We start from the raw sequence: 13,684 nt of genomic DNA on the forward strand, positions 1-13,684 counted from the left end.
TGTGGGTATTGCCATGAAATTCCCTGATGAGACGGAGATCAAGAAATTACGTAAGAGCCTAGACATCACCCAGTCTGAATTGGCCTCTCTTTCCGGCGTGAGCCAATCCACGATAGCGAAGATGGAAAGGGGCAGCATCAAGGGCAGCTATTCGGCCGTCGTCAGGATCTTCGAGGTCCTGCAGGAAGAGATGAGCAAGAGGCGAGAGGGAATGCGTGCAAAGGACGTCGCCTCCACCAACATCGTCAGCATACAATCGGGTGAGAAGGTCAAACGGGCCACCGAGGTGATGAGGGAGAGCGGATACTCGCAACTACCGGTCTTCAACGGAGTTCAGCACGTAGGCAGCATCAGTGAGTTCAAGATCCTCAGTATGCTGCGTGACGGCTCGAAGATGGAGGACTTGGGAGAGCAGACGGTGGGCTCGATCATGATGGACTCGTTCCCGATCGTCAGCGAGGAGGCCGCTGTCGAAGTGGTGACCTCTCTGCTGTCCGCATCCAATGCAGTCCTCGTATCTAGGAAAGGTTCGATCGTCGGGATAATAACCAGCTCAGACGTTCTGAAGCTTCTTTGAGGTTACCGTCCCGTCATAGTTGACCTGCACGATCATCAGGTCCTCCGAGGCATAGGTATTGGGAAAAATGTCCCGGGCCTCTTCGACCAGGAGGCCCACGTCCTCGTACCTGCCACTGAAGTGGTTAAGGAAGAGGGCCTTGACCCGGGCCAGCGAGGCTATGGTGGCGGCATCTCTGGCGGTCGAATGGCCGAACTCTTTGGCCTTCTCCTGCAGCGAGATGTCCGCGGTCGCCTCGTGCACCAGCAGGTCGCATCCCAGGATCGATTCCATGAAATGTTCGCTCGGCCTCGTGTCCCCGGAAAACGCCACCTTAAGACCGGGACGGGGATCTCCCATGACCATGTCCGGCGAGATCGTCCTGCCTTCGACCATCACGCTCGAACCGGACTGGAGCTTCGAGAAGCAGGGACCCTCGGGAACGCCAAGCTCGATGGCCTTGGCCCGGTTGAACCTTCCGCGCCGGAGGTCCTCGCTGAGAACGAACCCGAACGAGGGGATGCTGTGGTCGGTCCGGACCGCCTTGACCTGATAGCCTTTTCCCTGGACGATATGGTAATCATCAACATCGTGCCCGGAGACCTGGAACCCCGCCTGGAAATAGCCGAGGTTCAGTATCGTGTCGACCGTGGCCGAGGTCCCTTCCGGACCATAGATCTCCAAGGATTCCGTGCGGCCTGCAAAGTTCATCGACTGGATCAGGCCGGGCAATCCGAGGAAATGGTCACCGTGGAGATGGGTGATGAAGATCTTGGCGATCTTCATGTAGGAGACCGGGGAGCTCATCAATTGCCTTTGGGTGCCCTCACCGCAATCGAATAAAACGATCTCAGGACCCACGCGCACGGCCGTTGCGCTGGTGTTGCGGCTCCTGGTCGGTACGCTCCCTCCAGTCCCAAGAAATATGATCTCCACGCCACCACATCTACTCAGGATGCATTAATCTCTTTTGCGTCGTGGCGGTCCATCCATTTGTTGCTGAAGAAGAAGACCACCAATCCCAACGCCGCCATCACCGTTGCCAGATACATGGTGCCATGATATCCCAAACTGTATGTGGCCAAACCGCCGATCAATGCCCCCATGATCGCCGATATGCTGAGAAAGGATTGCAGCAGCCCGGCGCTGGTCCCTTTCTCATCGTTCCGTTCCATGACGTATTTGACCGAGCCGACATAGAGGCATGACCACGACGCGGCGATCATCACTTGACTCGGGATTATCATCCAATATGTGGTGGCGATGGTATAGGAGGGGAACGTCAACATGGAGAAGACGAAACCGAACAGCACAAGCTTCTTCGACCCGAACCGGTCGACGTAGTTCATGAAAACGAACTGAGCGGCCGCGTTCACTCCATAGACCATCCCAATGAAGAGCGGGTCCGCCCCGAGGTCTGCCAGGAACAGCGCGTACACCACCCATATCATGTTCGCTCCGATATGCCGTAACATGACCGACAGATAGACCGGGAAATTGCGGACTATGATCTTGGTCGGGAAGAGCGGGACCTGATGGCACCTTTCTTTATGGAACGGCAGATAGAGTGAGACCACGAACGCCACAAAGAGCATTGCCGCGCTGGCGATGAAGATGCCATAGTAGATGCCTATGGCCCCGGCGAAGAAGGTCCCGAAACCGAAGCCGAGACTGCCATAGGCGCTGAACTTACCCACCTTCTTGTCGTTCTCATAGACGTGGCAAAGAAGAGCGGACGGGTAGATGCCGCAGGCGGTCCCGACGAATACCCGGGACAGGCCCACCATGAACGCGTCATGGGCGAACACCTGGAGGAGGAGGGCAATGGAAGTGATCAGAAGGCCAGCCTGCAAAATGCGCCTTTTCCCGTGAACGTCGGAGGCCCTGCCGAATATCCATGAGGAGGAGAACAGGGCGGCATTGAAAACGGCGGTGATCAGGCCGATCTCGATGGTGTTGGCGCCGAAATCCCCCCGAAGCATGTTCGGGATGAGCAGCGCAGAACCGGAAAGCCCGGCGCTGGACAGAACTTGGATCCAAGCGACCTTCATCCGTTCGAGGAATCCCTCACAGACCTTAATCCTTGCGGGGTTAAGCTGCGATCAGCGTATGGAACCGATCTTTCTCTCGGTCTTGGTCGCTTTCTTATAGGCCTTGTAGTGCTCCTTGCAGAGGTGGACACGCTTCAGGTCCTCATCTACCTTGAGCTCGGCCTCCTGGGCGCTGTTCTGGGATATCGACCTTTCAGCCGGCTTCCCGCATCCGGCTACATCGCAGGGCTTCTCTTTTTCTACAGCGTGGTGGGTCTCTGCCATGAATCTGGCATTCCATCACGTTCATTTTAACGTTTTGCCCTGAGTATCGTCAGCCCATCGACATCATTATGTCCGCCTGGGACCATCACCAGACGATCAGAATGACGACGCTGAAAAGAATATTGGTCGGAGTGGACGGTTCTGAGAACTCGCTCCGGGCTGCGAAGATGGCGGCGGAGATCGCTACGCCCTTCAGTTCCGAGATAGTGCTCCTTTACGTGCTCCAACCAACCGAATCCGCTTATTACACCGGTATGCCCACCACGGATGAGGCGGAACGGGCCAAGGGAGAGGAGAAGCTCTATCGGGCCAAGACCGTCTGTGAAGAGGCAGGTGCTAAAACACAATTGAAGGTCATGCTCGGCAACCCGGCAGAGGTCATCCTGAACCTCTCCGAGGACGGGTTCGATCTGGTGATCGTCGGCACCAGGGGCATAGGTGCGCTGGCCCGTTTCCTGATGGGCAGCGTTTCCTCCCGTGTGGTACAGTACTCGAAAGTGCCGGTCATGGTGGTCCCTTAGGAGCTTGATGCAAATGATCAAGGTCGCTCCATCCATCCTATCGGCAGACTTCGGCGCGCTGGCAAATGAGGTTCGCAGGGTCGAGGAGGCAGGCGCGGATTGGGTCCATGTCGACGTCATGGACGGAATGTTCGTTCCGAACATCACCATCGGACCGGAGGTCATAAAGAAGATCCGGCCGCACACCAAGCTGCCCTTCGATGTACATCTGATGATAGTCCAGCCGGAGCGCTACATCGAAGCGTTCGCCAGGTCCGGAGCCGATTTCATAACCATACATGTCGAAGCCTCGAATGTGATATCTGAGACCCTGGCAAAGATAAGATCGCTGGGTATGAGGGCCGGTATCTCGATCAACCCGGAGACGCCATTCGAGGCGGTGCTTCCATACCTGAAGGAGATAGACCTGCTTCTGGTCATGACCGTTCACCCCGGTTTCGGGGGACAGTCGTTCATCGATGGAGTCGTTCCGAAGATATCCATGGCGAAGAAGTATGCCGAGGCGAACGGCCTCGATTTCGACATCGAGATCGACGGAGGGATCAACGCCTCCACCGGTTCGAGGTGCGTCAAGGCGGGCGCTAACGCACTGGCCGCGGGCAGCGCACTCTTCGGATCGAAGGATATGAAGGCTGAGATAGGAGCTTGGCACAAATTCTAAGTTAGCCAGATGTGAGAAATTATGAGGAATTTGAATCGTGGGGAGAATCGACATTTTATTAACGGTGAACGCTATCTCGGGCAGTACACCGAAAGTCAATACTTGAGGTATACCCGTTCCCCGAAAGGAAATCACATGGCTCGAATTGGATCTAAGAAGTCATTGGTCACAAAGCTTGGCATCAAGGATGGGATGAAACTCCTGTTCATCAACTCACCTCAGGGCTACGACGAGGTTCTTGGCAGGCTTCCAAAGAACGTTGTGGTGGTCGATGACATCACCGAGGAGCTTGATTTTGTACAGATGTTCAGCAAGAGCAAGAAAGAGGTAGACACCACGTTCCCCAGGCTGCTCGCGGCCATCAAACATGAAGGGATCATCTGGGTCTGCTGGCCGAAGGGATCGTCGAAGATGAAAACGGACCTCACTGGCGCCATGGTGCGCGAGGTCGGTGTGGCGAATGGAATGATCGACGTTAAGGTCTCTTCCATCGACGACACCTGGTCTGGGCTCAAGTTCGTCAACAAGGCGAAGGAAAGGGACTAAACGCCTTAGAGCTCCAGGATGCGCCATTTCGATCATCAGGGATGGCATCTGGGATCAAATTGAAGGGGAAAGGTAAATAAATGCCCCCTCTTATTCCGTGCTGAGTGGCCTCATGGAATTCACGAAGAGACACCTGCTGATACTGCTGACGGTAATCCTACCCCTGATTCTTCTGGTATTGGCGATGGCCTTCAACGCTGGCATATGCATATTCATGGCCATCCTGGTATGGATCGGAATCGCGATGGTCATGCTGTACATGCCGCAGTTCAAAGAATGATCATTTGACCAATGTCCCGAAGGCCACCTTCTTGCTGATCCGGTCTATACGGACCTGGACGGTTTCTCCGATCTTAGTGTCCGGCACGATGATGACAAAGCCTTCGATCTTCCCCACACCATCTCCCTGAGACCCGATGTCAGAAATCGTTACGGTGTATGTCTTACCTTCTTCCACCGGTTTCTTCTCCTTGAACCCGACCGAATTCTCCATGTCATGAACTAGGTAAGGGACCGATATTAATGTTTTCTCTATCTGGCCAGATGCGATCAGCCAATCAGCATATAGCGAGGCGATTGGGAGCGAAGGAGATCGTTCGATCCGGCTAAACGCCCGTAGTGGACATCCATTGTCGGGAAATGGTTATTATTCCAGTATCCGATTCAGATTAGGAAGCGGGATCCGCTCCGATGGAGGATCGAAGAAAATGGGCGTCAACCTGGCCGACATCATCAAGGCACGGGATGTTACATCGGAGGAACTGAGGGGCAAAACGGTGGCCATAGACGCCTACAATGCCATCTACCAGTTCCTATCGGTCATACGGCAGCCCGATGGAACGCCGCTCAAGGACAGCAGAGGGAGGATCACCTCCCACCTGTCCGGTCTGCTCAACCGGAACGCTAACCTTATTGAGATGGGTGTAAGGCCCGCATACGTTTTCGACGGGATACCTTCCGAGATGAAGAGCGGTACGATCCAGGACCGTCATGAACGAAGGGTCAAGGCCCAACAGGAATGGCAGACATCGATAGAAAAGGGAGAGACGGAGAAAGCATTCTCGAAGGCCACCCAATCGTCCCGGATCACGAACGAGATAGTCGCGTCCTCCCGGATACTGCTGACCCATCTCGGCATCCCGGTGGTCCAGGCGGCGGAGGAGGGAGAGGCTCAGGCAGCCTATATGGCGCAGAAGGGAGTGGTGTGGGCGGCCTCGTCGCAGGATTTCGACTCGCTGCTGTTCGGAGCGCCCCGGCTCCTGCGGAACCTGACCTTGGCAGGGAGGCGGAAGATGCCCGGGAGGAACGAGTACCGGGATGTTAAGATGGAGATCATCGATGCGGAGATGGCATTCAGGGAACTGGAGATATCCAGGGAGCAGCTGATCGACCTCTGCATCATGATGGGCACGGACTACAACGAAGGCATCAGCGGGATCGGGCCCAAGCGAGCACTGAAGCTGATCAAGGAACAAGGTGACTTCGTTAGAGCAATGGCCTCCATCGACAAGGTCTTCCCCGAGTACGAGAAGGTCAGGGACCTGTTCCTGGATTTCGAGAAGACGGACAACTATACGCTCGATTGGAAGGAACCGGACAGAACGAAGGTCGTTGAAATGCTGGTCGGTCAATATGATTTCTCGGAGCAGCGGGTCAACTCCGCATTGGACAAGATGGTCCCTAAACCGGTCAAAAAGGAGATAAAGAACCAGTCCAGCCTGGACATGTTCTAAGGCAGACCGGACCGGGATGATCGGGAAATGCCAAGCTGCCAGGAATAACTTTCATTTTCCGTATTAAGGCGAGAACATTAATATGATAACAGAATGATATAACGTTTCTCTCCGGATGCCGAGGTTACGACGCGCAGCTTCTGGACCATGTAGTTTATATTGTCTGGCGGCATCTGGGCGACGGAAGGGACGGCGATGATAAAGCAAGTCCAAGGCAGTTACAATCCAGCTAAACTAGAGAAAGCGGTCCGGGATTTCTGGGCCAAGACCGATGCGTACAAGAAGACGAAGGAGCTCCGCGCCAGCGGTCCTGATTATTACTTCGTCGATGGTCCTCCGTACACCACAGGTTACATCCACCTGGGCACGGCATGGAACAAGACCATCAAGGACACCATCATCCGGTTCAAGAGGATGCAGCGGTTCAACGTGACCGATACTCCTGGCTATGACATGCATGGTCTGCCGATCGAGGTCAAGGTGGAACAATCCATCGGCGTCAAGAACAAGAAGGAGATCGAGGAGTACGGCATCGACCGTTTCGTGGGGACCTGCAAGGAGTTCGCGTTGGGCTTCCAGAAGAAAATGAACGAGCAGTTCTCAGAACTGGGAGTGTGGATGGACTGGGACAACCCGTACCTTACCATCAACTCCAGCTACATAGAGGCCGCCTGGTGGACGCTGAAGCGGGCGCATGACAAGGGCCTGCTGGTCACCTCAAACCGGGTGTTGCCTGGATGCCCCCGCTGCGAAACGGCACTGGCCGAGGCGGAGATCGAGTACTCGGACGAGAAGGACCCGTCGATCTACGTCAAGTTCCCCCTTAGGAACGACGAGAAGGTCTCCCTGCTCATATGGACCACCACGCCATGGACGCTGCCGGCGAACATGGCCGTTGCCGCCCATCCTGATTTCAAATATGTAAAGGTCCGCTTCCGCCGCATCGGTGAGACCGAGACCGTCATCGTGCTGAAGGACCTGGTCGATCAGATCGGTGAGATCGGAGGCTGGGAGCAGTACGATATCCTGGAGACCATAGAGGGGGACGACCTTGTTGGAACGGAATACGTGTCGCCTTTCGCCGACGAGGTCCCCTACCAGAGAGAGGTGGACGGCAAATGGGTGCATAAGGTCATCCCCTCCAAGACCGTCGAGCCCTCCAACACCGGTCTGGTGCATATCGCGCCTGGGCACGGCCCCGAAGACTTCGAGCTGGGCAAGGAGTTCGGCATCGAACCGTTCTGTCCGGTCGACGCTAATGGGAAGTTCAATTCCGATGTGGGCGAGAAATACCAGGGCATGCACATCAAGAAGGCCAATCCTCTGATAATCGAGGACCTCAGGGAGAAGTCCGTCCTGTTCTGGAGCGGTACCATCGAGCACCGTTTCGGGCACTGCTGGAGGTGCAACACGCCGGTCATCTTCCGCAACACCCAGCAATGGTTCCTCAAGGTCACCGCGGTCAAGAACCTGATGCTTGAGGAGGTCGAGAGGATAAGATGGACCCCAGATTGGGCCGGTTCCTCGCGTATGTACGACTGGGTGCTCAACGCCAGGGATTGGTGCATTTCCCGTCAGCGGTACTGGGGCATACCGATCCCGGTGTGGACCTGCAGCGCCTGCGGGGAGATAAAGGTCATCGGCTCGGTCGCCGAGCTGGAGAAACTGGACGGCTACCGCAAGGACATGGAGCTGCACCGGCCATGGATCGATTCGATCACCTGTGACTGTCCCCGCTGCGGCAAGACCATGAGGAGAGTACTGGACGTCCTGGACGTGTGGTTCGATTCGGCAGTGGCCTCCTGGGCGCAACTGGGTTTCCCGGGCAAGCGGACCGAGTTCGACCGCTGGTGGCCGGGACGATGGATCACCGAGGCGCAGGACCAGACCAGAGGATGGTTCTATTCACAGTTGGCCGCCGGATGCATAGCGTTCGGCCGGGCACCGTACGAGAGCGTGCTCATGCACGGATGGATGCTGGACCCGACCGGCCAGCCGATGTCCAAGAGCAAGGGGAACGTCATTGAGCCGAGCAAGGTCATCGCGGAGTACGGCGCGGACGCGCTCCGGTTCTACATGCTGCGATCCTCCGCCCCATGGGAGGACATCGCCTTCCAGAACGAAGGGGTGAAGAACGCCCGGAAGATGCTCAACGTCTTCTGGAACGTGGTCAACTTCGCCACCCAGTACATGGCCATAGACAACTTCGACCCGAACTCGGTGGACTATGAGAGGTTGAAGGGCCACCTGCGGTCCGAGGACCGGTGGCTGATCTCCAAGACCGAGAAGCTGAAGCATGAGGTCACCCGCAACATCAACACCTATGACCTGCACAAGGCCTGCCGGGCCATCGAAGAGTTCATACTCGACGATCTGTCCCGCTGGTACGTGCGCCTGATCAGGGACCGGATGTGGAAGGAGGAGGGCGACCTGGACAAGCTGGCAGCCTACAAAGTCCTGTTCGATTCGGTCATGGCCACGAACCTGTTGCTGGCCCCCTTCTGCCCGCATGTCACCGAGGACATCTATCAGCATATGGACGGGACCAAGGGATCGGTCCATATGCTGGAATGGCCGTCCGCCGACCTGACCAAGGTCGATGAGCGGCTCGAGACCTCGATGAAGGAGTGCGCAGAACTGGTCGAGATCATCACCAGGGAGCGGCAGGCTCGCAACGTCAAGCTGCGGTGGCCGATGAAGCGCATCATCATCAAGGCCTCGACACAGGAGGCGATGGACTCCATCATGGCATTGGACGACATCCTGCTGGCCCAATCGAACACCAAGTCGGTGCAGTATGTGAAGCCCGGACAGGAATGGGACGAGACGATCCTGAACGTCATCCCCAACCCCCATGCCATAGGCAAGGTCTATCGGCAATGGTCCTCGAAGATCGCGGTGTTGCTGAAATCCAGGCCGGCCAAGCAGATCAAGGACAGCATCGACAAGGGCGAGTACTCCCTAGGCATCGAAGGCCAGCTGGTCAAGATCGAGCCCAACATGGTCTCGTTCACCTCCTCCCTGCCTAACGAGGTCGCCGGGGCCAAGTTCAGCGGCGGCGAGGTGTACCTCGACTTCCAGATCACCCCGGAGATAGAAGCGGAAGGGTTTGCCAGGGAGATAATCCGACGTATCCAGCAAATGAGAAAGGACATGAAGCTGGACGTTGAGGAGTTCGTCAAGGTCGAAGTTTCCGCCCCGGCCAAGATCACCGAGTACTTCAAGATGTGGAAAGAGCACATCATGTCCGAGACGAGGGCCAAGAAACTGGACTTCGTGGATCAGCCCATGGGCACCTACAACGTCACCTGGGAGGTCGAGGGGCACAAGATGGAGATCGCGATTGCCTCGACCCACATCAAGGAGGCCATGACCAAACTGGCCGGGATACCAGGGCTCACCCCGAAGATGGCGATGTGCCTGGCGGAAAAGGGTTTCTGCTCGGTCGATGACCTGAAGAACCTGGGTGAGGAGAAGCTCGGCGCCATGGAAGGGTTCACCAAGTCCGATGCCAAGCGCATCTTCAACCATCTCGTCAGAACAGAGGATGTCCGGAAATGCGATACCTGCGGATCGGCCCTGGAAGCGGATGGAAGATGCCCCACCTGCGTCCCCATTGCCCATAAGGGCACGCCCAAGGAACGGCTCCTGCCCTACCTGCTTAGAGTCCCCCGCATGAACAAGCTCAAGGCAGAGATGCTCTACGATGCCGGATTCGACAGCATCGAGAAGATCACAGCCGCCGGAAAAGAGGACCTCACCAACGTGAGCGGACTTGGGACCAGGACCATCGATGCCCTGTTGGTCTATGCCCAGGGCAGAGGTTTTCAGGCGACCGTCAAGTGTCAGTCCTGCGGCAACGACATCCAGCCTGACGAACTGAAATGTCCGAGCTGCGGAGCCGCGGTAAGGGACGACCTGGACGAGGACGAGGAGAGGGCGAAGCCCAAGCCAGTGGGTGAACTGGAACGGTCCTACGCATACCTCATCAAAGAGGAGAAGTCCGAAAGGGCCTATTCATATTTCGAGAAGGCCATCACCCAGGGGCTCAAAGGCTTCTGCGTTACGCGTAACTATCCTCTCAAGATCAGGACCAAATACAACATGGGCGACACTCAAATAGTCTGGCTGTCGAACGTTGGGAAGGAGGAGTCCCTGCGGCCGAAGGACCTGGAGAAACTGAGCTACTCACTGGAACAGTTCCTGGCGGCCAACTCGGGAGTGATACTGTTGGACGGGCTGGAATATCTCATAACCAACAACAACTTCCTGACCGTCCTGAGGTTCATACAGTCACTGAGGGACCAGGTGGCCATCAACCGCTCCATCCTGATCATGGCGCTGAACCCGTCGACCCTGGACCCGCACGAGCTGAACCTTCTGGAGAAAGAGGTCGACGTGGCCTTGTAAGGGCCCCCTTTTCCCGTGGCCGGTCGGCCAAACATTTTTCATTTCTTCTTTCTCACTTGATATGAATGCTGGTTGACCATAACGACAGACCCATAGACAGGAATGGTCACTGGTCCTATTTCCCGGGGTGGTCTCGGTCCGTGTCCGGAGGCGCTGAGATCCATCGGAAATCACACCTTTCAAGGGTGCAATGGTGGCGGAGTATTCCGAGCTCAAACCAGCTTGAGGTCGTTCAGCAGCTTCAGGAATCCGGGGACGACGTCGTAATCCCTGACCTCTTCCGGCCTCACCCATTTGTGGTCGGTATGTTCCCAATCGGTGGTCACATCCTGGCTCTCGGTCTCGAACAGGAAAGGATAGATGGTCCAAATGTGGCCAGGTTCCCTGATGATGATCGGGTCTGCCTTCGCCCTCATTACGAAGTCGTTGATCGAGAGTTCCTCTCGGATCTCTCTCGGAGCGGTCTGTTCCGGACTTTCCCCCGGCTCGATATAACCGCTCACACCGGCCCACTTGCCTTGGTTGGTCCCTACCTTGTCGCTGCGCTTCAAGATGAGGATCCTCTCTTTGCATTGCAGTATGCTGGTGGTGACCTCGCTTTCTTTGACACCGGCTATACTGACCATACCCGTGTCGCCATCCACGAAAACATCGTCACCATCACGGAACAACGATATGTCCAAGGAATCGACCATGGGAACGCCCGCCATGACCGCTCCGGTGGCGACGATCGTTTCCGCCTTCTCATTGATAATGGCCGATGGCTGATTACCGTGCTTCTTCAGGTCGAGGATGGTATAGGACCCGACCGTGCTCCCCCTTCCCTTGGGAAAGATGAAGACCTTCCGGCTGATCGATGTACCTGCCTTTCCTGTCGCCACGGTAAGTTCACCGGTCTTGGAATCGACCCCGCCGAGGAAGCTGAAAGCCTCCGTGAGGATCACAGCCTTTCCCTCACCTTCCCCAGCCGATATGGAACGCCCCTTCATTGCATCACCGAACCGAGAAGTGCTTCGGCCGATTCGCACACCACCTTTTGTGAGCATAATGAGGGCAGGTAGCTGCATGCCTTGCATGAGTTCGTTGCCGTACAACTGTATACGCCTTCGATCGGGGTTACTATCATGCATGTATCGCAGACCACATTCCCTATTCTCTCCAATTCGCTGACCTCTTTGGGGCAACGGGCCTTGACATCCCTCGATGTGCAGAACCAGACATCGGTGTCCTTGGCCTTCCTCTTACCCTTCACGATACTGGCCAGATGCCTCACCTCATTCTCGCTGAGGTGCGGACAGCCAAGCGCTATCAGGTCCGGCTCCTTGCCGCTGGTCACTTTGTCCTTGAGGGTGCGAAGCTCCTTGGAATCGATCCTGATCACCTCCAGACCTTTGAGATCCTGTGAAGCGCTGTCCGGTGTAACTCGGTCCACGTGGAACATGGCCACCGAACCGGCTGCGGCCATGGCGGCCGCCATGATCTTGAGCTGGTCCGTTCCAGGCCTAACGCCTCGGATGAAGGGTACTGCACCACCTATCTTGGAGCCTATCGCATGGCCCAGCAGCGCATAGTCCAGGAGGTCCTCCCTCATTTCGGCCTCGATGACCACGGTCGGGACCCGGTTGACATCCAGATGAAGCCCGTAGAGCGGAGTCTTGCCGATTATCGAGGCGGCCAAAGCCCCGGGCCCCCCTTCCCTATTGGTTCTCGCCCCAAGCACCGAATTGGCGTAGGAAAGGGCGGATGATTCCGCCCAGGCTATGGTGTCGCCCCGGTTGGGCACATTGATGGATAGATAAGGTGTACAGCTGCAGGTCGTCTGGACCCCCAGCCTTCCGTAGCATTCGATGATATCGAGCTGCTTCCGGGCGAACTCCTCGGAAACATGCATCTCCTTCCAGCGTTCGCTGTCCATACCGGATGGATTAAGGGTGGTCCTTACCGTGACCTTGCAGTCCTGCGACATTTCCTTGAGAAAGTCGATCCCGCCCTCCCCGATCGTTTTGTACGACACACCCGAGAGATGTGCCGATGTGATCGGGACAAGCCTTTCTGCGCCGTAGACCTTGCCGACCGCTACCAGCAGCTCCATGGCCCTACGCCTGCCGTTGCCCTGTTCTCCGGCAAGGATCGATTCCTCCTCTTTGGTCAGGAACATGATGGACGGGCGAGGAATATGATAAGATAAAATGTTTGTGAATTTCCCCGGCGGTGATTTTCCCTCAAATTTTCCAGTCTTTTCTTATTTGGACTTGACCATGTTCTTAAGGGTGAATATGATCGATCTTCTATTGACCACCAGATGCAGCAAAAGGAAGAATCCGATGAGTCCTGCCAGTGCAGCATGGATCCCCACAGAGCCTTCCCCCGAACTCAATAATGCTCCTGCATTCCCGCCGTTCCTTTCCACCGCATCCTCCAGTCCGAGTCCGGTGGCTATGGTGGCCAACACACTGATAAGAAGTCCGATGAATACCAGACCCTTGATCCATGCGCGATTACTGCTCGACATCGACCAGATGACTTCCACTCCTGATTATTTATTGGTTTCAGTCTTGAGGGTAAAAAAATCCATTCAGATGGGCAACATCACTTGGCATTTCATCGTTAATTTGCCCATCTGGCTCATCCAAATCATGATCTGCGTAACGAATATGACCTGTCATAATCTTCAAGAATCGATTATCACAGTTTTCCATAAATCAGTCTGGACATAGAATATTTACTGAAATCAATAATGATAACAGCCTAATCTGGTTTATATATCCTAAATCGGCGTGCTTTTGCTCAGGGTGGATTAAAGATGCACGCACTAGAAAAGTCAAGGCTGTTCACTGAAGAGCACTGCGGAAAGATTCTCCTGGCAACCATGGGGAAGCCGAAGGATGTTTACGAATTGAGCAAGATGCTCGGCATACCAATAGCCGTCTGCTACCGCAAGA

At 55.8% G+C, this 13,684-nt stretch carries 15 protein-coding genes; 7 read left to right on the forward strand and 8 right to left on the reverse strand.

From position 1 onward, the window contains the following. Positions 1–13 precede the first annotated feature (13 nt). Positions 14–577 carry a CBS domain-containing protein gene (locus tag VGK23_04945; GenBank protein ID HEY3419882.1) on the forward strand — a complete coding sequence of 188 codons (564 nt, stop codon included), beginning with the start codon at positions 14–16 and terminating at the stop codon, positions 575–577. Here the strand turns inward: VGK23_04945 and rnz are convergent. The 3 genes from rnz to VGK23_04960 are packed head-to-tail and all read right to left on the reverse strand — an operon-like array spanning position 554 to position 2,871. Continuing rightward, on the reverse strand, positions 554–1,492 hold the full coding sequence (gene rnz / locus VGK23_04950) for a ribonuclease Z (protein HEY3419883.1): 939 nt from the start codon (positions 1,490–1,492) through the stop codon (positions 554–556). The two genes, VGK23_04945 and rnz, sit on opposite strands and share 24 nt — an antisense overlap. A gap of 14 nt (positions 1,493–1,506) precedes the next feature. Beyond that, entirely contained in the window at positions 1,507–2,607 is a 1,101-nt protein-coding gene (locus tag VGK23_04955) for an MFS transporter (GenBank protein ID HEY3419884.1), read from the reverse strand. A 51-nt stretch (positions 2,608–2,658) separates the two neighbouring features. Continuing rightward, a complete protein-coding gene (locus VGK23_04960) occupies positions 2,659–2,871 on the reverse strand; it encodes a hypothetical protein (protein HEY3419885.1) in 213 nt (70 codons plus the stop codon). A gap of 101 nt (positions 2,872–2,972) precedes the next feature. Here VGK23_04960 and VGK23_04965 point away from each other — a divergent pair, with 101 nt between their 5' ends. The 4 genes from VGK23_04965 to VGK23_04980 all read left to right on the forward strand — a co-directional run bounded on the left by VGK23_04965 (position 2,973) and on the right by VGK23_04980 (position 4,879). Continuing rightward, positions 2,973–3,392: a universal stress protein gene (locus VGK23_04965; protein ID HEY3419886.1), complete on the forward strand. Its 420-nt coding sequence runs from the start codon at positions 2,973–2,975 to the stop codon at positions 3,390–3,392. 7 nt (positions 3,393–3,399) lie between these two features. Further along, entirely contained in the window at positions 3,400–4,053 is a 654-nt protein-coding gene (gene rpe / locus VGK23_04970) for a ribulose-phosphate 3-epimerase (GenBank protein ID HEY3419887.1), read from the forward strand. Between the two features lie 135 nt (positions 4,054–4,188). Further along, entirely contained in the window at positions 4,189–4,599 is a 411-nt protein-coding gene (locus tag VGK23_04975) for a hypothetical protein (protein ID HEY3419888.1), read from the forward strand. A gap of 112 nt (positions 4,600–4,711) precedes the next feature. Beyond that, on the forward strand, positions 4,712–4,879 hold the full coding sequence (locus VGK23_04980) for a hypothetical protein (protein HEY3419889.1): 168 nt from the start codon (positions 4,712–4,714) through the stop codon (positions 4,877–4,879). Here VGK23_04980 and VGK23_04985 read toward each other — a convergent pair whose 3' ends face one another. Next, on the reverse strand, positions 4,880–5,092 hold the full coding sequence (locus tag VGK23_04985; protein ID HEY3419890.1) for a TRAM domain-containing protein: 213 nt from the start codon (positions 5,090–5,092) through the stop codon (positions 4,880–4,882). A gap of 214 nt (positions 5,093–5,306) precedes the next feature. Here VGK23_04985 and fen point away from each other — a divergent pair, with 214 nt between their 5' ends. Together fen and ileS are read left to right on the forward strand one after the other, a co-directional pair. Then, on the forward strand, positions 5,307–6,332 hold the full coding sequence (fen, locus tag VGK23_04990; GenBank protein ID HEY3419891.1) for a flap endonuclease-1: 1,026 nt from the start codon (positions 5,307–5,309) through the stop codon (positions 6,330–6,332). A gap of 195 nt (positions 6,333–6,527) precedes the next feature. Then, positions 6,528–10,742, forward strand: coding sequence for an isoleucine--tRNA ligase (ileS, locus tag VGK23_04995; GenBank protein HEY3419892.1), 4,215 nt, complete (start codon positions 6,528–6,530; stop codon positions 10,740–10,742). Positions 10,743–10,954: 212 nt separating this feature from the next. Here the strand turns inward: ileS and VGK23_05000 are convergent, their stop codons facing one another. The 4 genes from VGK23_05000 to VGK23_05015 all read right to left on the reverse strand — a co-directional run bounded on the left by VGK23_05000 (position 10,955) and on the right by VGK23_05015 (position 13,441). After that, positions 10,955–11,731, reverse strand: coding sequence for a DUF126 domain-containing protein (locus VGK23_05000; GenBank protein HEY3419893.1), 777 nt, complete (start codon positions 11,729–11,731; stop codon positions 10,955–10,957). After that, positions 11,728–12,900, reverse strand: coding sequence for an aconitase X catalytic domain-containing protein (locus tag VGK23_05005; GenBank protein ID HEY3419894.1), 1,173 nt, complete (start codon positions 12,898–12,900; stop codon positions 11,728–11,730). The genes VGK23_05000 and VGK23_05005 overlap by 4 nt, the downstream gene beginning before the upstream one ends. A gap of 84 nt (positions 12,901–12,984) precedes the next feature. After that, positions 12,985–13,254 (reverse strand): hypothetical protein, encoded by a 270-nt coding sequence (locus VGK23_05010; GenBank protein HEY3419895.1) that lies wholly within the window; start codon positions 13,252–13,254, stop codon positions 12,985–12,987. 37 nt (positions 13,255–13,291) lie between these two features. Then, a complete protein-coding gene (locus VGK23_05015) occupies positions 13,292–13,441 on the reverse strand; it encodes a hypothetical protein (protein HEY3419896.1) in 150 nt (49 codons plus the stop codon). Positions 13,442–13,684 lie beyond the last annotated feature (243 nt).

Source organism: Methanomassiliicoccales archaeon (assembly GCA_036504055.1).
Lineage (GTDB): Archaea > Thermoplasmatota > Thermoplasmata > Methanomassiliicoccales > UBA472 > DASXVU01.

Excerpts from the sequence above, each read along its gene's own strand:
- VGK23_04945 (HEY3419882.1), top strand. The coding sequence starts at position 14 with ATGAAATTCCCTGATGAGACGGAGATCAAGAAATTACGTAAGAGCCTA.
- VGK23_04955 (HEY3419884.1), bottom strand. The coding sequence starts at position 2,607 with ATGAAGGTCGCTTGGATCCAAGTTCTGTCCAGCGCCGGGCTTTCCGGT.
- VGK23_04960 (HEY3419885.1), bottom strand. The coding sequence starts at position 2,871 with ATGGCAGAGACCCACCACGCTGTAGAAAAAGAGAAGCCCTGCGATGTA.
- VGK23_04965 (HEY3419886.1), top strand. The coding sequence starts at position 2,973 with ATGACGACGCTGAAAAGAATATTGGTCGGAGTGGACGGTTCTGAGAAC.
- rpe (HEY3419887.1), top strand. The coding sequence starts at position 3,400 with ATGCAAATGATCAAGGTCGCTCCATCCATCCTATCGGCAGACTTCGGC.
- VGK23_04975 (HEY3419888.1), top strand. The coding sequence starts at position 4,189 with ATGGCTCGAATTGGATCTAAGAAGTCATTGGTCACAAAGCTTGGCATC.
- VGK23_04980 (HEY3419889.1), top strand. The coding sequence starts at position 4,712 with ATGGAATTCACGAAGAGACACCTGCTGATACTGCTGACGGTAATCCTA.
- VGK23_04985 (HEY3419890.1), bottom strand. The coding sequence starts at position 5,092 with ATGGAGAATTCGGTCGGGTTCAAGGAGAAGAAACCGGTGGAAGAAGGT.
- fen (HEY3419891.1), top strand. The coding sequence starts at position 5,307 with ATGGGCGTCAACCTGGCCGACATCATCAAGGCACGGGATGTTACATCG.
- ileS (HEY3419892.1), top strand. The coding sequence starts at position 6,528 with ATGATAAAGCAAGTCCAAGGCAGTTACAATCCAGCTAAACTAGAGAAA.
- VGK23_05000 (HEY3419893.1), bottom strand. The coding sequence starts at position 11,731 with ATGAAGGGGCGTTCCATATCGGCTGGGGAAGGTGAGGGAAAGGCTGTG.
- VGK23_05005 (HEY3419894.1), bottom strand. The coding sequence starts at position 12,900 with ATGTTCCTGACCAAAGAGGAGGAATCGATCCTTGCCGGAGAACAGGGC.
- VGK23_05010 (HEY3419895.1), bottom strand. The coding sequence starts at position 13,254 with ATGTCGAGCAGTAATCGCGCATGGATCAAGGGTCTGGTATTCATCGGA.
- VGK23_05015 (HEY3419896.1), bottom strand. The coding sequence starts at position 13,441 with ATGGAAAACTGTGATAATCGATTCTTGAAGATTATGACAGGTCATATT.